The organism is Sphaerospermopsis torques-reginae ITEP-024 (assembly GCF_019598945.1).
Classification (GTDB): Bacteria; Cyanobacteriota; Cyanobacteriia; order Cyanobacteriales; family Nostocaceae; genus Sphaerospermopsis.
In genome coordinates this window covers 3,217,060-3,233,298 of record NZ_CP080598.1, presented here as the reverse complement: position 1 = coordinate 3,233,298, position 16,239 = coordinate 3,217,060, and the positions used below count along the sequence as shown (strand labels likewise).

The 16,239-nt window shown below is 38.3% G+C and carries 13 protein-coding genes and 1 pseudogene; 9 read left to right on the top strand and 5 right to left on the bottom strand.

What is annotated here, in order from left to right; translation table 11 throughout:
- Window positions 1-96: 96 nt before the first annotated feature.
- On the top strand, window positions 97-1,824 hold the full coding sequence (ureC, locus tag K2F26_RS15025; RefSeq protein WP_220608471.1) for an urease subunit alpha: 1,728 nt from the start codon (window positions 97-99) through the stop codon (window positions 1,822-1,824).
- Between the two features lie 105 nt (window positions 1,825-1,929).
- Here ureC and K2F26_RS15020 read toward each other — a convergent pair whose 3' ends face one another.
- The 4 genes from K2F26_RS15020 to psbB form a co-directional block, all read right to left on the bottom strand.
- Complete coding sequence (locus tag K2F26_RS15020; protein ID WP_220608470.1) at window positions 1,930-2,664, bottom strand: HAD family hydrolase; 735 nt, start codon at window positions 2,662-2,664, stop codon at window positions 1,930-1,932.
- A gap of 203 nt (window positions 2,665-2,867) precedes the next feature.
- Window positions 2,868-3,899 carry a 30S ribosomal protein S1 gene (locus K2F26_RS15015; RefSeq protein WP_220608469.1) on the bottom strand — a complete coding sequence of 344 codons (1,032 nt, stop codon included), beginning with the start codon at window positions 3,897-3,899 and terminating at the stop codon, window positions 2,868-2,870.
- A gap of 344 nt (window positions 3,900-4,243) precedes the next feature.
- Window positions 4,244-4,351 (bottom strand): photosystem II reaction center protein T, encoded by a 108-nt coding sequence (locus tag K2F26_RS15010; RefSeq protein WP_013192567.1) that lies wholly within the window; start codon window positions 4,349-4,351, stop codon window positions 4,244-4,246.
- Window positions 4,352-4,449: 98 nt separating this feature from the next.
- Window positions 4,450-5,979: a photosystem II chlorophyll-binding protein CP47 gene (psbB, locus tag K2F26_RS15005; protein WP_194055089.1), complete on the bottom strand. Its 1,530-nt coding sequence runs from the start codon at window positions 5,977-5,979 to the stop codon at window positions 4,450-4,452.
- Between the two features lie 573 nt (window positions 5,980-6,552).
- Between psbB and K2F26_RS15000 the strand changes: the two genes are divergently transcribed.
- From K2F26_RS15000 to K2F26_RS14965, 8 genes and pseudogenes are all read left to right on the top strand, one after another.
- Window positions 6,553-6,870 (top strand): hypothetical protein, encoded by a 318-nt coding sequence (locus K2F26_RS15000; protein ID WP_220608468.1) that lies wholly within the window; start codon window positions 6,553-6,555, stop codon window positions 6,868-6,870.
- A gap of 101 nt (window positions 6,871-6,971) precedes the next feature.
- Window positions 6,972-7,226, top strand: coding sequence for a type II toxin-antitoxin system Phd/YefM family antitoxin (locus tag K2F26_RS14995; protein WP_220608467.1), 255 nt, complete (start codon window positions 6,972-6,974; stop codon window positions 7,224-7,226).
- A gap of 53 nt (window positions 7,227-7,279) precedes the next feature.
- Window positions 7,280-7,483 (top strand): annotated as a pseudogene (locus K2F26_RS14990) (Txe/YoeB family addiction module toxin); the annotation flags it as partial.
- Window positions 7,484-7,507: 24 nt separating this feature from the next.
- On the top strand, window positions 7,508-8,077 hold the full coding sequence (locus K2F26_RS14985; RefSeq protein ID WP_220608466.1) for a Uma2 family endonuclease: 570 nt from the start codon (window positions 7,508-7,510) through the stop codon (window positions 8,075-8,077).
- A 77-nt stretch (window positions 8,078-8,154) separates the two neighbouring features.
- A complete protein-coding gene (locus tag K2F26_RS14980; RefSeq protein ID WP_220608465.1) occupies window positions 8,155-9,816 on the top strand; it encodes an ABC transporter substrate-binding protein in 1,662 nt (553 codons plus the stop codon).
- Window positions 9,817-9,958: 142 nt separating this feature from the next.
- Window positions 9,959-10,984 carry an ABC transporter permease gene (locus K2F26_RS14975; protein ID WP_220608464.1) on the top strand — a complete coding sequence of 342 codons (1,026 nt, stop codon included), beginning with the start codon at window positions 9,959-9,961 and terminating at the stop codon, window positions 10,982-10,984.
- Between the two features lie 277 nt (window positions 10,985-11,261).
- On the top strand, window positions 11,262-14,315 hold the full coding sequence (locus K2F26_RS14970; protein WP_220608463.1) for an HsdM family class I SAM-dependent methyltransferase: 3,054 nt from the start codon (window positions 11,262-11,264) through the stop codon (window positions 14,313-14,315).
- A gap of 34 nt (window positions 14,316-14,349) precedes the next feature.
- A complete protein-coding gene (locus K2F26_RS14965; RefSeq protein WP_190346418.1) occupies window positions 14,350-15,009 on the top strand; it encodes a hypothetical protein in 660 nt (219 codons plus the stop codon).
- Between the two features lie 78 nt (window positions 15,010-15,087).
- Here K2F26_RS14965 and K2F26_RS14960 read toward each other — a convergent pair whose 3' ends face one another.
- The gene (locus K2F26_RS14960) at window positions 15,088-16,206 is read right to left on the bottom strand and encodes an ABC transporter permease (RefSeq protein WP_220608462.1); all 1,119 of its coding nucleotides are present in this window, start codon (window positions 16,204-16,206) and stop codon (window positions 15,088-15,090) included.
- Between the last annotated feature and the right edge of the window lie 33 nt (window positions 16,207-16,239).

The window sequence follows — 16,239 nt, the reverse complement described above, 5'->3', positions numbered from 1 at the left end:
AAACCTCTCTCTTAAACCTCTCTCTTAAACCTCTCTCTTAAACCTCTCTCTTAAACCTCTCTCTGCGCCTCTGCGTGATAAAAAAGGATAAAAAAAATGCCCTACAAAATGAACCGCCGCGCCTACGCTGACACCTACGGACCAACAGTAGGCGACAAAATTAGACTAGCAGACACCGAACTAATTATAGAAGTAGAAAGAGACTTTACAACCTACGGCGACGAAGTGAAATTTGGAGGTGGTAAAGTAATTAGAGATGGTATGGGACAATCTCCAATTTCTAACGCCGATGGTGCTGTAGATTTAGTTATTACTAATGCTTTGATTCTCGATTGGTGGGGTATTATTAAAGCAGATATCGGCATTAAAAACGGCAAAATTCACAAAATTGGTAAAGCCGGAAATCCCTATATTCAAGATAATATAGATATTATTATTGGACCGGGAACAGAAGCTTTAGCCGGTGAAGGAATGATACTCACCGCTGGGGGAATAGATACCCATATCCATTTTATCTGTCCCCAACAAATAGAAGTAGCGATCGCCTCCGGTATCACAACCATGATCGGCGGTGGCACTGGACCCGCTACAGGAACAAATGCCACAACTTGCACACCAGGACCCTGGAATATTTACCGAATGCTGCAAGCTGCTGACGCTTTCCCTGTCAACTTGGGATTTTTAGGAAAAGGTAACACCAGTCAACCCCAAGCACTAAGAGAACAAATAGAAGCCGGGGTAATAGGGTTAAAACTTCATGAAGATTGGGGAACAAACCCTGCAACTATTGATACTTGTTTAACCATTGCCGATGAATATGATGTACAAGTAGCAATTCACACCGATACATTAAACGAAGCCGGTTTTGTAGAAGATACCATCGCTGCTTTTAAACATCGTGCTATTCACACCTACCATACCGAAGGCGCTGGGGGAGGACACGCACCGGATATTATTAAAGTTTGTGGACAAACCAACGTTTTACCATCTTCAACCAACCCCACCCGTCCCTATACAGTTAATACCTTAGATGAACACCTAGATATGTTAATGGTGTGTCATCATTTAGATCCTAATATTCCCGAAGATGTAGCGTTTGCTGAATCGCGTATTCGTCGAGAAACTATCGCTGCTGAAGATATTTTACACGATTTAGGCGCATTTAGTATGATTGCTTCCGATTCTCAAGCAATGGGAAGAGTAGGAGAGGTAATAATTAGAACTTGGCAAACTGCCCATAAAATGAAAGTTCAACGGGGAACACTCTCCCCTCGCCTTGTAGGAGAGGGGTTGGGGGAGAGGTCAGACAATTTCCGCGCTAAAAGATATGTTGCAAAATACACAATCAACCCAGCAATTACACATGGTATTGCTGACTATGTTGGTTCTGTGGAAGAAGGAAAAATTGCTGATTTATGTTTATGGCAACCTGCGTTTTTTGGTGTCAAACCAGAAATAGTTATTAAAGGGGGAATGATTGCTTGGTCACAAATGGGTGATGCTAATGCTAGTATTCCCACACCTCAACCTGTTCATACTCGTCCTATGTTTGGCAGTTTTGCTGGTGCGCGTCATGCAACATCATTAACGTTTGTTTCTCAAGTCGGTTTAGAAAGAGAAATTCCCCAAATGTTAGGATTGAAAAAATCAATTGTTGCGGTTTCGGGAACTCGGCAAATTACTAAGCGAGATATGAAATTAAATGATGCTTTACCGCAAATTGAAGTAGATCCAGAAACTTATGAAGTTCGTGCAGATGGGGAATTATTAACCTGTGAACCAGCGACGGTTTTACCAATGGCGCAAAGGTACTTTTTGTTTTAATTATGTTTGATTTTAAAATAATTCTGACTCCTGACTCCTGACTCCTGACTCAAGAGGGCAACCACAGGGGGTTGCCCCTACGACTGACTCCTGACTTTTGATTTTCTATGCTTCTACAATCTGAATTTCATCAAGTTGATTAATTACCACATCTGCACCTTTAACATTATCTGTATTATTAACCCAAGTAATACCAATACAACCGGCAGCTTTAGCATGACGCGCCATTTGCATATCACCCACTGAATCGCCTACCATCAAAGTAGCTCCCGGTGGTATGCCTAAACTTTGACAAGCTTGTAAAAATAATATTGGATCTGGTTTACTCGGACCTTCATCAACTCCCATTTCTAATTGCAGATAATCTCTGAGATGATGAGTGATGACAAATTTTTGCACTTCCCCAGTGGTTGCGGCTGAAAGAATACCCAGTTTTAATCCTGCTGCTGATAGTGATCTTAAAACATCCAAGACACCTGGGAAAAGAGGTGCGGGAGTTTGACTCACATAATGATCAGCTTCTGCTAAAGCTTGACGAGCAATTTTCAAAGATTCAAACCACCCTCTTCCAGTTTCAGCTATGTATGCAGCAGCAGCTACTTCTGTTTCTTTGCGACTAGCTACAGACATTAAACCAGCAGGATCTAAAATATTGCCATTAATACCAAAAGCCATTAATAATGGTTCGCCAATACCGGGAATTTGCGCGTCTATGATCCGTGCTGCTTTTTGTCCGAGCGATCGCAAATAGGTTTCTGAGTCTTCTAAAGTGCCATTTTTGTCAAATAAAATCGCTTGAATATCAGAAAAGGTGATGTCACCACATTTGATAGTTATCATATTAGGAGGAGATCAAGGAGTCAGGAGTCAGGAGTCAGGAGGTAGGAAGCAGGGGAGATGGGGGAAATTATTTGTATTTTCCCAATCACCAGTCACCAATCACCAATCACCAATTACCAATCACCAATTACCATAAATAAAAAAAGAGGGATATTCCCTCTTCATTAAATACTTTGTTGTAAATAATCACAACTACAGTTATATTACTCTTCAACGGCTGCTGGAATTTCTTCTTCAACTTCAGTTGCTGGTGGAATTTCTGCTTCAGCTACAGCTTCTACTCCTTCCACTGGTGCAGCTTCTGCTGCTTCCGCTGGTGCAACAGCTATACCTTGCTGTTTAGCTAACATTTGTTCCCTATACTTAGCTGCCATTTCTTCAGCCTTATCATAGACCAAATCGCGGTTCTTGATCATGTCACCGGGTTCTGGTTCTAACTGCTTGGTAGACAGCGAAATGCGTCCTCTTTCTGCATCCAAGTCAATGATCATTACTTTCAATTCATCATTGACATTAAACACGCTGTGAGGTGTGTCAATATGCTCGTGGGAAATCTCAGAAATGTGGAGTAGTCCGCTAACACCGCCGATGTCAATAAATGCACCGTAGGGTTTGATACCACGAACAGTACCAATTACTACTTCTCCCACTTCCAAACGGTTCATCTTGCGCTCAACCAGCGCCCGACGATGGGAGAGAACCAAGCGGTTACGCTCTTCATCTACTTCTAGGAATTTTAAGGGTAATTCTTCCCCTACCAATTCTTCTTTTGGTTTACGGGTACTAATGTGAGAACCGGGGATAAAGCCGCGTAGTCCCTCAATTCGTACCAATGCGCCACCACGATTAGTAGCAAACACACCAGAACGGACAGTAGCATCTTCTGCCTGTAATTGCCGTACTCTTTCCCATGCTCTCATGTATTCAATACGACGAATGGACAGGGTTAACTGACCATCTTCGTTTTCATCAGTGAGGATGAAAAATTCCCGTGTTTCGTTTGATTGTAAGACTTCTTCCGGGGCATCAACCCGGTTAATAGACATTTCCTGTATAGGTATGTATGCTGCTGTTTTAGCACCAATGTCAATCAGAGCGCCGCGCGGCTCTATACTAAACACTGTACCTGGTACTATATCACCAGGGCTGAAGTGATAATCGTACTTATCAAGTAGAGCAGCGAAATCTTCGTGAGTAAATCCAATTTCTGTAGCGGTTAAATTCTGATTGACCATGCTGTTTTGTTCCTGGTTCTAGTCTCCGTAAGTTTTTGTCACAATTAATGATGTATATGCGAGGGCTTTTAAATAAGTCTACACTTACATCCTTGTTAATCCTAGCGCAGAAGAGCTAGGTTCACACATATTATCTTCCAGATATGATATTATATCACATCCCAAAATTTTTTTCACTTTTTGGAAGTTAGGGGTCAGCATTCAGCCGTCAGCACTATATCAAAATATAATCCGTTGCCACATAAATATGCAGCAACGGATTTTAATCTTACTTAAAAAAGTGTTAAGTCTGAGATAGCTGAAAGCTGATAGCTGATAGCTAACCGCTGACAGTCTTTAACTTCTTAGTCTTTCTCTTTTCTCTCAAAGCGGGGAGGTTCGCGAAATGCGATCGCAAAAAAGAGAACACCTATTGCTAGGGTCAAAATCAAAATGTATGCAACGCTTTCCATATTAGGATTTCCTGCCTATCCAGCCAGTAATTTTAGTTTACCAAGCAGAGTAAAAAGCATGAAGTCATAAAACTTCATACTTCTTACTTCATGCTTGTTTAAGCTTCCTTACGAACCCGAGTGGTCTTGTCACCCACTTTCTGGAACAGACCCCACTCTACTTGTTCTTCTAGATCCGCTTCCACACCTGCGAATACATCGCGGTAGATGGTTCTAGAACCATGCCAGAGGTGACCAAAGAAGAACAACAGCGCAAAGACAGCGTGACCAAAGGTAAACCAACCTCTGGGAGATGTACGGAATACACCGTCAGAGTTTAAGGTTTCGCGGTCAAATTCAAAGATTTCGCCGCCTTGAGCTTTACGAGCGAATCTCTTCACATCAGCGGGATCTGTAAAGGTTTTACCATTCAAATCACCACCGTAGAAGCTAACAGTTACGCCTGTTTGCTCGAAGCTATATTTAGATTCTGCTCGACGGAAAGGAATGTCAGCGCGGACAACTCCATCTTTATCGGTCAAAATTACGGGGAAGGTTTCAAAGAAGTTAGGTAGACGACGTACTGTGAGTTCGCGTCCTTCTGCATCTGTGAAAACTGCGTGACCTTGCCAAGATTGGGCAATACCATCACCCTTAACCATTGGACCTGTACGGAATAAACCACCTTTAGCGGGGCTATTACCTACGTAGTCATAGAATGCCAATTTTTCAGGGATTTGTGACCAAGCCTCGGACAAGCTTGCACCGTTAGCAACACTGTTTTGCACACGGCGTTCAATTTCTTGACGGAAGTAACCTTGGTCCCACTGATAGCGGGTAGGTCCAAACAGTTCGATGGGGGTGGTTGCGTTACCGTACCACATAGTACCAGCAACTATGAAAGCAGCGAAGAATACCGCAGCGATACTGCTGGAAAGTACGGTTTCAATGTTACCCATCCGTAGGGCTTTGTAGAGCCTTTCGGGAGGACGAACTGTGAGGTGGAATAAACCAGCAATAATACCAACTACACCAGCAGCAATGTGGTGAGCTACAACACCACCGGGGTTAAAGGGGTTAAACCCGGCTGGTCCCCATTCTGGTGCTACTGGTTGGATGCTACCAGTTATACCATAAGCATCGGAAACCCACATTCCCGGTCCAAATAAACCGGTTAAGTGAAAAGCACCGAAACCAAAGCAAAGTAAACCAGATAAGAACAGGTGGATGCCAAACATTTTTGGCAAGTCTAAGGCGGGTTCGCCTGTGCGGGGATCTCTAAATAGTTCTAAATCCCAGAAAACCCAGTGCCAAACGGCTGCTAGGAATAATAAACCAGAAAGAACGATGTGAGCAGCAGCAACGCCTTCAAAAGACCAGAAGCCGGGATCTACTGCTGTGCCACCGGTTACGCTCCAACCACCCCAGGATTCGGTTACGCCTAAACGTGACATAAAGGGAAGTACGAACATCCCTTGTCTCCACATGGGGTTGAGAACTGGATCACTGGGATCGTAAACAGCCAGTTCATAAAGTGCCATTGAACCAGCCCAGCCAGCAACTAGGGCTGTGTGCATCAAGTGTACAGAAATCAGTCGGCCTGGATCGTTCAGAACCACTGTATGTACTCGGTACCAGGGTAGTCCCATCGACTACGCTCCTCCTCGAAGAGTTAGTTTACAAAGCAATTTTCTTACTGAGGTTCTGAGGGAGGTAAACTACCACCCAGAAGTCTCTCTGAGTTTTTGTTATTGCCAGTCTTGAGTTTAACCACAGATCAGCCTGTGGTTTATTATCGCTTATTCGCTGTCACAAGTTAATTCCCTGAGTGCGTGACTTTGGGGAAGTTGCTGTTTTGGCGATCAGCAAAAATGAGAATATTTTAAAAAGTGTAACTATTGATGGAACTCTTTGCAAGCTTCTGAATAGATGTGATTACCTAGTTTTTGGCTAGAATATCCCTATCCGTCTTTACCATGTTATTATTTATCATCTCAGGGATTAGTTAAGCTTAAATTATTCTAAATATACAATAAAGCTGTTAGTTTGGTATAAAATTAGGACTATGATTCCAATGGCGATCGCTTGTTGAAAAAGAACATACTTTATTTTAAACTAGATTTACACACAATTATTTATGTGAGATATGCGTGCTTAATTATCCTTTTACAAAGTACAATATATGAATTTAAAATTGCAAAAGGTAAATCTAAAGGTGAAGTGTGAGTAACATCTATATTCCAAATAGATTTGAGTCTGTACTAGAAGATTCTAGATTTGATTATTCATCCCTAATTTATCAAGTTGAAGATGATTTAAAAGCAATTGATGGATTAGCTAATTTAATTAGAGTACAAAATGGTGGTGTTTTAGCTTTTTTGATTGGCTCATCAGGGGTTGGCAAAACAACCTCTGTTTATTCCATGTCCGTTTTTCTCAAAGATAAATTCAGTAGTGTACTTGCAGTTCCACCTGAAGTAGATTTACGAAAGATAAACTTGAATAGTACGCTCGCTGATCTTTATTGCAGGATGGGTTGAGATGCAATACTACTTAATAGTACCTCTTCATTGCCTTGATTTTAATGCTGAAATTTATAGGCTATAATTCAACCACTATTCAACAAATAAAGGAGGATAAAATGGATGCAATTACTACTCAGCAAGCAAGTCAAGACTTAGATAATTTAATAGATCGGGTTATTGCAGATGTAGAACCAACAATTATTTGTAATAACAAAGGTAACAAGGCCATTTTAATTTCTCTAGAGGAATTTTCATCATGGCAAGAAACATTATATTTACTGTCAAATCCTGTTAACGCCAAGCATCTTCTTGCTTCAATTCAATCAGCAAAAGCAGGTGATATTATTGAGCGAGACTTAATTGAAGAATGAAACTCACATTTACAGAAGCTGCATGGAGTGATTATTTGTAGTTTCAAGATACTGATAAAAAACTCTTAAAAAGAATTAACACTCTGATTAAAGAAATTCTGCGAACTCCGTTTGAGGGTATGGGTAAACCAGAGCCATTGAAAGCCAATTTATCAGGTTATTGGTCTAGGCGCATCAACACTGAACACCGTCTGGTTTATGAAGTGTTAGAAGAAAATATAATTATTGTAGCTTGTCGTTTTCATTATCAGGATTAGATATTAAGTACGGGAGAAAAAGCAATGACAGTAGCAATTGCTAAAAATATGACCTTTGAGGAATTTCTCAACTATGACGATGGTACGGATGCTTTGTATGAATTGGAAAATGGAGAATTAATTCCTATGCCTTCGGAAAGTGATATAAATCAACGAATAGCAATGTTTTTGGTTGCCTATTTTTTAACCTATGGTATCCCGTCTTCTCGTTTACGGATGAAAGCTGAGATAGCTGTAAATAGTAGAAGTGTGGGTGTGCGTGTACCTGATCTGGTAGTTTATTCTGAAGAATTAGCTGCTGCAATGGCAGGAACTACTCGTTCATTGGTGTATATGGATATGCCACCACCATTGTTAGTTGTTGAAGTGGTCAGTCCTAATCAGGCTAATCGTGATTATCGCTACAAGAGATCCGAATATGCAGCGCGGGGTATTCCTGAATACTGGATTGTTGATCCAATTACTCAAAAGGTGACAGTGTTGGAATGGGTAGAAGGTTTTTATGACGAGCAGGTGTATGAAAATGACAGCTTGATAGTTTCTCCCATATTTCCAGAACTCAAGTTGACTGCTGCTCAAGTTTTACAAGGATGAAAATCTTTGATATAAAAAACAGCTTACACACATAACACATATATTAGAATGATTAACTGCTGATTTTAGAAAAATTAATGTTGATAACTTGGTTTTCCCGGAGCATAAGACGGTGGGGTAGGGTAACAAAATTCCTCTCGTTGTTTTCTATATGTTTCTTGCTGGCTGTAAGCTGTACCCCTAGTCCCCAACCAACTACACCACCTAGCCCTGGTGCGGTGAATACTCCTGCTGGTGATGGACGGATTACTATAGGGACAACAGGTAAGCCAAGAACACTTGATCCTGCTGATGCTTATGAGTTAGCATCCTTGGGTTTAGTATTTAATATGAGCGATCGCCTATATACTTACGAACCAGGAAGCACGGAAATTAAACCACAACTGGCTACAGCTTTACCTAAAGTTAGTGCAGATGGTTTAACATACACTATTCCCCTACGAGAAGGAGTAGTTTTTCACGATGATACACCTTTTAACGCTAAAGCAATGGAATTTAGCATCCAGCGTTTTATCGAAAATAAAGGTAAACCATCCTTTTTACTTTCAGATACAATTGAATCCGTGAAAGCTACAGGGGACTATGAACTTACAATTAAACTGAAAAAACCCTTTGCGGCTTTTCCTTCATTGTTAGCATTTTCTGGAGTGTGTCCAGTTTCACCTAAAGCTTATGAACTTGGTGCGGGGAAATTTCAACCTAATACCTTTGTAGGAACTGGTCCTTATAAATTAGCCCAGTACGGTACAGATTCTTTAAGATTGGATGTTTTTGATAAATATTGGGGAGAAAAACCAGCGAATAAAGGTATTAATGTGCAAATTCAAACTAGTCCAGTAAATTTATTTAATGCTTTTAAAACTGGTGCAGTTGATGTTGCTTATTTATCTTTACAACCAGATCAAATTCGCAGTTTAGAAGATGGTGCAAAAAACGGACAATGGCAAGCTCTCACTGCTCAAGGTAGTGTAGTTAGTTATATGGTGTTGAATAGAAATCAACAACCATTAGATAAACCAGAAGTCAGAAGTGCGATCGCCTCACTTGTTGATCGTCCATTATTAAATGAACGGGTATTATATGGTCAAGCTGATCCACTTTATAGCATGATTCCCACAACATTCAATGTTTCCCAACCATTATTTAAAGATAAATATGGTGATGGTAAAATTGAAGAAGCGAAAAAGCTGTTAACTACCGCAGGTTTTTCCAAAGAAAAACCCGCCCAAATTCAAGTTTGGTATCCCGCAAGTTCCGCCACTCGTAGCTTAGTAGCACAGACATTAAAATCCCTAGCTGATACTAAAATGGATGGGATATTACAACTAGAAGTTAAAACCGTAGAAGGGGCAACATTTTTTAAAGAAATTTCCAAAGGTTCATATCCCATAGCATTACTAGACTGGTATCCTGACTTTTTAGATCCTGATAACTATGTGCAGCCATTTTTAGCTTGTGAAAAAGGCTCAGAAGCTAAAGGTTGTGAAGAGGGTGGAAGTCAAATCCAAGGATCATTTTACTACAGTGAAACAATGAATAAACTCATTGATCAGCAACGTAAAGAACAAAACCCAGAAACGAGAAAGAAAATCTTTACTGACATTCAAAACCTAGTTTTAAAAGATGTTCCTTACGTTCCCTTATGGCAAAACAAAGATTATGTATTTGCCCAAAAAGGCGTAACAGATGTCAAACTTGATCCTACTCAAAACTTGATTTACAAAACAATTAATAAGTAGTTATTGGGGACTGGGGAATAAAATTTTAGATTTTAGATTTTAGATTGGAGCTAACAAAAACAATCCAAAATCCAAAATCCAAAATCCAAAATAAAAAAACTCCTGACTCCTTGAACTCCTGAACTCCTGACTCCTAATAAATATGTCCCGTTCTAAAGCCTTACAGTATTACATAGTTTCTCGGTTGCTATTTGCACCACTGCAACTATTAACTATTATCACCATTGTTTTTTTATTATTAAGAGCCACTCCTGGAGATCCAGCAGATGCAATTTTAGGAGGAAGAGCGCCAGAAAGTGCCAAAGAAGAATTAAGAAAACAACTAGGTTTAAATTTACCTATCTGGTTGCAATATCTCAATTATTTGGGAAATATACTACGTTTTGATTTAGGAACTTCCTTAACCAGTCGCGGTCAAAATGTGTGGGAAATTATCAGCCAACATTTTCCAGCTACAGTAGAATTAGCCGTTTGTAGTATGTTGGTAGCTTTAATTGTGGGAATTTTAGTTGGTACACTTTCCGCTTCTCGTCCGGGAACATCTTTTGATATTGGTGGGCGTTTATTTGGCATAATTACCTATGCACTCCCCATGTTTTGGGCGGGAATGTTATTACAATTAATATTCTCAGTTCAACTCCGTTGGTTTCCTAATTCTAACCGTTTTCCTCCTAATATTTCCCCTCCAACAACTATCACTGGGTTATATACAATTGATAGTTTATTAAGTGGAAATGTGAGTAATTTTTTCACAGCTTTACATCATTTAGCTTTACCCAGTATCACTTTAGGAATTTTACTCAGTGGTATTTTTGAACGTATTGTGAGAGTGAATTTAAAACAAACATTAAAAGCTGATTATGTAGAAGCTGCTAGAGCGCGGGGAATACCGGAAAATAAGATTTTAATATCCCATGCTTTAAAGAATGCCTTAATACCTGTAATTACAGTCTTAGGATTAACATTTGCTTCCCTATTGGGAGGAGCAATTTTAACAGAAGTAACATTTTCTTGGCCAGGGTTAGCAAATAGATTATATCAAGCTATTTCTGATCGAGATTATCCAACGGTACAGGGTGTTTTAGTATTTTTTGGGGCAATTGTTGTGACTGCGAGTATTTTGATTGATATTCTTAATGCTTATGTAGATCCGCGAATTAGATACTAGGGAAGACAAAAAATTAATCCTATCTTGTGGTGCGGGTATCCTGCCCGCTTTTTTGCATGATTTTTATTTACCCCAGGTCAAAAATCATAACTGACTACTAACTACGATATTAAGTTCAGTTTTTGCATTTATAAACATTTATCAGTTAAAATAAAATATTGACTTCATACATATTTCTTAGTATTCTTGTTCTATCTTATAGAAGATAATGGATTTAGCCATAAATTTGTCATGAGTTTAATGTGTTCAGTTAACTAAAGAAAAAGGAGAAGTTCTTTTGCAGTTAGAACAACTCTTAGACGTACTTAACTATACTCAGTCGGCAAACTACTGTGATAGCAGTGTTCAACATGACCCCTCGACTGAGCATACATTCCGTGCTGCAAAACAAGCCGGTGTAAAGGGAACTTATGTTTTTCACACCAGTCCACCCAGTGATGAAATTTTACCTCCTAGACCTGCCGTTCATGTTGCAGAAGCCAAAACACCAGAAGAAGCCAGAGATATTCATCGCAAACTTTGGAATCTTGGTAACGCACCATTTTTAATAGTAATTCTTCCCCATCAAATTAGAGTTTATACAGGTTTTGATTACGACCAAGAAGAAGAGAATAAAGGCTTAATAAATACAGTTGATGCTAATATCGCCGATATTAAATCTAAATTAGATTATCTTTTTGCTGAGTCAATAGATTCTGGTAAACTGTGGCAAACTCAAGCTAAAAATCTTATTCCTGAAAGGCGCGTTGATCTACATTTGCTTAACAATCTTGAAAAGTTAGGAAAGAGGTTAGAAGAAAAAGGGGTTAATATATCAATTGCTCACGCATTAATTGGTAAGTACGTCTATATTCGATATCTTTGGGATAGAGGAATTTTATCTAACAAGTGGTTAGAAGAAAATAATATCAACCTTGATAGTGTACTTAGCCGTAATGCCACTTTAACGGGTTTTAGGAAGCTAGTTGAAGCTTTAGAAAAACGCTTCAATGGTGATATTTTCCCTCTACCATTAAAAGGTAAAGAAGCACCAGAAGATGAAATAATTTCCTTAGTAGCTTCTGTATTTAAAGGAGATGATCCTATTTCTGGTCAACTTCATCTTGACTTTGATATATATGATTTTTCTTATATTCCTGTTGAAACACTATCTTCAATATATGAGCAGTTCCTCCATGCACAAGGTAAAGGAAAAAAAGTCGGTGCTGTTTATACCCCTGAGCCTTTAGCAGACTATTTAATTTCGGAACTTAACTATACTAAAAATCTCAAAAAAGGAATGAAAATTCTTGACCCATGTTGCGGCTCTGGAATTTTTTTAGTGTTAGCTTATCGTAGATTAATAGAAATAGAATTAGCTCAAAATCCAAATAAAAAATTTCATCCTACACAACTTAAACAAATTCTTGTAGACAATATTTATGGTATTGAGCGAAATTCTGATGCTTGCTATGTAACAGAATTTAGTTTAATTTTAACGATGCTCAACTATATTGAGCCTCCAGATTTACATAAGAACAAATATTTTCAATTTCCAGCATTACATAATTATAGAATTTTTGAATGTGATTTTTTCGATAATCAAGCTGAAATTTTTCAAAGTAATTTAAAGTTTGATTGGATTGTAGGGAATCCACCCTGGATAGAACTTAAACCGGATACAAAAGGTGAAGAATTAGCACGCAATTGGATTAATAACAATTATGTTTCTCGTCCAGCTACGGGTAACAGAGTTTGTGAAGCTTTTAGTTGGCGAGTAACTGATCTTCTAGATGATAAGGGTTGTGCAGGTTTACTTATACACGCCAAGAGTTTATTTAACCATGAGTCTGAAAAATACCGTAGAAACTTTTTTCAGCAACATGAAGTTGTAAGAATTACTAACTTTTCCAATTTGGCTTATGTTCTATTTGGCAAAAGGGGAGAAGCACCTGCGGCCACTGTAATTTATAGGAAAGCTAAACCGGAACAAGAAAAACCACCAATTGTTCATTATGCTCCTTTTGTCATTAATCAAATTTCTAATCGCCCTTGGAAGGAAGATAAAAAAACTTCAACTTGGATAATTACTATTAATGAGAATGAAATAGAAACCGTTTTACCTGATGAAGCAGAAACTGGAGAGGCTATTGTTTGGAAACTAGCCTTGTGGGGTAGCTACCGTGATAAAAGAGCAATTCAGCGTTTACGCCGATTGTTTTCAATTAGTTTGGGTGAATTAATTACAGAAAAAGGTTGGTTTCTTCATCAGGGATTGCCATTAAAAGACAGTTCAATCTGGTATGGTAAAGATAGAAGTAAAGTTGAACCTGCACCTTATCTTGAAGGACGCAAATACCTTAATGCCAATTTAATGGTCAGGTCAAAGCTTCGTTTTTCTATTCATGATGAAGTATTAGAAATAATTACACCACAAAAGTGCTTCATAGCAAAAGGCAGAAAAATTGGTTTAAAAATCTCATCTGCTCCACATCTAGTTCTAACTCCCAATTACTTTGTGTTTAGTAATAAAGAGTTCGTGATTACTCATCCCAAAGTAGGTCTATCAGCAAGCAGCCATGATGCCGATTATTTACGCGCTCTTGCTGTTTTCTTTAGTTCAAGTATTAGTAAGTATTACCTCTTTTTCCAAAGCTCTTCATGGGGTGTTGATCGCAGTATTATTAGTCCCAGAGACATTAAAAATATTCCAGTTCCTAATTTATCATTAGAACAAATTATAGCATTAGCAAATCTGCAAAAAGAACTAGCTTCTTTAGAGATATCTTATTTGCATGAAACAGATTTGGTTAGAGAAAAACTAGATCAGGAACTTCAGGAAAGACTGGATATAGAATTGGAAAACATAATTAAAATTCCTAGAAATATAAGTATTTTAGCAAGAGATTTTTGGCGGGTTAAATTTAAACTTAACAAAGGTAAAGCAGTTAATTCAGCTACCGTAATACCAACAGAAGAAGCATTGCTAAATTATGGGCAATGTTTAGCAAATGAATTAGATGATTTTGCAGATGGTAGCAGTGTACATCACAAAGTTTCTATAGTCTACTCTGAGAAAATGATCATTTGCACAGTAGAAATCATTAAATCAAATAGCTTAATAAATGTTACTGTTGAACGAGAAAATAAACAATTATTATCTTTTTTGGTAGAAATTCATCAGAAGCTAAGAGAGCAATTTAGTCAATGGGTGTACATTCAACGTGGTATACGTATTATAGATGGTTCAAAAATTCATATTTGTAAATCTCCTCGCTTGATTGACTGGACAAAAACACAAGCCTTAAATGACTCTGATGACATTATTGCTGAAATTCTTTCTTACAGATAGAGGTAAAAACTAATGATAATGGAGCAAGATATAAATGACACAAAGACAGCCTGATCCAAATTGGATTGCCACTTATGATAGTTTCTTTCGCAGAGACGCACATCAGCTACTTGCATGGGGCTATGAAGATGCTCGAACTAATATTAATCCCACATTAGAAGAAACTGTGATAACAGGCTTCATAGCTGAAAAAATAGATAAAAGGTTTGATGATCCTGATACTCCATCTCGTTTTGACCGTTATTATTTGAGTGAAGAGAAGCCAATAACGGGTGAAGGTAGGACTGGAAAGTCTAGGCGCAGGTTGGATCTTGTAGTTGAATGGAGTGGGTGTAAACCACGTCCCAAATATGTTTTTGAAGCAAAACGTTTGCGTAAAGGGGGATATCCCATAAGTAAATACACAGATAAAGAAGGATTACAAGAATTTATAGCTGGAACTGCTTATGCTGCTCAATATCCAGAAGCGGCTATGATTGGCTACATTCAGAGTGATAATTATGAATATTGGATTAAAGAACTTCAGAGGAAATTTACTGAATCTAACAATGGTCTTTCTGTAATACAACAATTGAAACCAATTCAGGTTATTGCTTCTTTCCCCAATGAGTGGATGAGTCAGCATGATCGCTTAACAGGAATCCCAATAACTGTCTATCATATTTTCCTTGATTGTTCTGAAATTTCCATCTAAGAAAATAGAGTTAGCGATCGCTCTAACAAGATTCAAGATATCAATATAGAATGAATGCGATCGCATTTTACCACTTATTTATCTTTGCAAACTGCGAGGATCAAGGGCATCCCTTAACCCATCACCTAATAAATTGAATGATAAAACAGTCAGAATAATCAAAATAGCAGGTGATAAAACTAGCCAAGGTTGTAAGACTAAAATCGAAGCATTACTAGCTAAAGAAAGCATATTTCCCCAAGAAGGATCAGGTTGTTGAATACCTAAACCGATGAGACTTAATACTGCTTCTGCACCAATAAAACTAGGAATTGTTAAAGTTGCCGAAATAATTACATAAGTGGCAGTTTGCGGCAAAACATGACGGAGAATAATATAAATTGGCTTACCACCCATTGCCAGTGATGCTTGGACAAATTCTTGTTCTTTAATTGATAGTACCTGTCCGCGAATTACTCTAGCTAAACCTGCCCAACTAATCACAGAAGTAATTACAACTATTAATAAAAATCGTTGTGTACTGGTTAATTGAGGGCTAAGAACTCCTGATAATGCTGCTAACAAATAAATGCTAGGAAAAGTCATTAACACTTCTGCTAAACGCATAATCACACTATCAATTACACCCCCAAAATAACCAGAAATACCACCGATTATCAAACCCAGAGGATAGGTAATAATAATCCCAAAAATCCCGATAAATAAACTAATTCTACCACCATAAAGTAGACGGCTAAATTGATCCCGTCCTTGTTCATCAGTACCTAAAATATTAAATTTGGCTTCACCTTTAGAACCAAATAAATGCAAATTTAGGGGAATACCAGGAATGATAGTGACTTCATCCCATTTGGGAGGTAGGGGTAAACTGAGTTGAAATAATCTATATTCTGGACCAGAAACAAATAAACCCAAAGGAGAAGGCTGTTTAAAATCTACAATTAACTTACGTTCCCCTGTTTCTAGATTTGTATCTCCTTGAATTGTTGGATAAATATGGGGTCCGATAAATTTACCCGTCGTTTGCGAAACCCAATATATGCGAGTGGGTGGTAATAGTGAACCATTTGGCTGTGAATTATAAGGATTATAGGGTGCAATAAAGTCAGCCCCAATGACTGCTAAATAGAATACTAATAGTAGAGTTGCCCCAAATCTTGCTAAGGAATTTTTTTTGAGTCTTTGCCACCAATTCATAATTTTTTTGACAAAACTTATTTACAAAACAAT

What these genes read in the sequence shown, in the direction of transcription:
- K2F26_RS14965 (WP_190346418.1), top strand. Translation starts at nt 14,350, where the DNA reads ATGACACAAAGACAGCCTGATCCAAATTGGATTGCCACTTATGATAGT.
- K2F26_RS14980 (WP_220608465.1), top strand. Translation starts at nt 8,155, where the DNA reads ATGTTGATAACTTGGTTTTCCCGGAGCATAAGACGGTGGGGTAGGGTA.
- K2F26_RS14975 (WP_220608464.1), top strand. Translation starts at nt 9,959, where the DNA reads ATGTCCCGTTCTAAAGCCTTACAGTATTACATAGTTTCTCGGTTGCTA.
- K2F26_RS14995 (WP_220608467.1), top strand. Translation starts at nt 6,972, where the DNA reads ATGGATGCAATTACTACTCAGCAAGCAAGTCAAGACTTAGATAATTTA.
- ureC (WP_220608471.1), top strand. Translation starts at nt 97, where the DNA reads ATGCCCTACAAAATGAACCGCCGCGCCTACGCTGACACCTACGGACCA.
- psbB (WP_194055089.1), bottom strand. Translation starts at nt 5,979, where the DNA reads ATGGGACTACCCTGGTACCGAGTACATACAGTGGTTCTGAACGATCCA.
- K2F26_RS14985 (WP_220608466.1), top strand. Translation starts at nt 7,508, where the DNA reads ATGACAGTAGCAATTGCTAAAAATATGACCTTTGAGGAATTTCTCAAC.
- K2F26_RS15020 (WP_220608470.1), bottom strand. Translation starts at nt 2,664, where the DNA reads ATGATAACTATCAAATGTGGTGACATCACCTTTTCTGATATTCAAGCG.
- K2F26_RS15015 (WP_220608469.1), bottom strand. Translation starts at nt 3,899, where the DNA reads ATGGTCAATCAGAATTTAACCGCTACAGAAATTGGATTTACTCACGAA.
- K2F26_RS14960 (WP_220608462.1), bottom strand. Translation starts at nt 16,206, where the DNA reads ATGAATTGGTGGCAAAGACTCAAAAAAAATTCCTTAGCAAGATTTGGG.
- K2F26_RS15010 (WP_013192567.1), bottom strand. Translation starts at nt 4,351, where the DNA reads ATGGAAAGCGTTGCATACATTTTGATTTTGACCCTAGCAATAGGTGTT.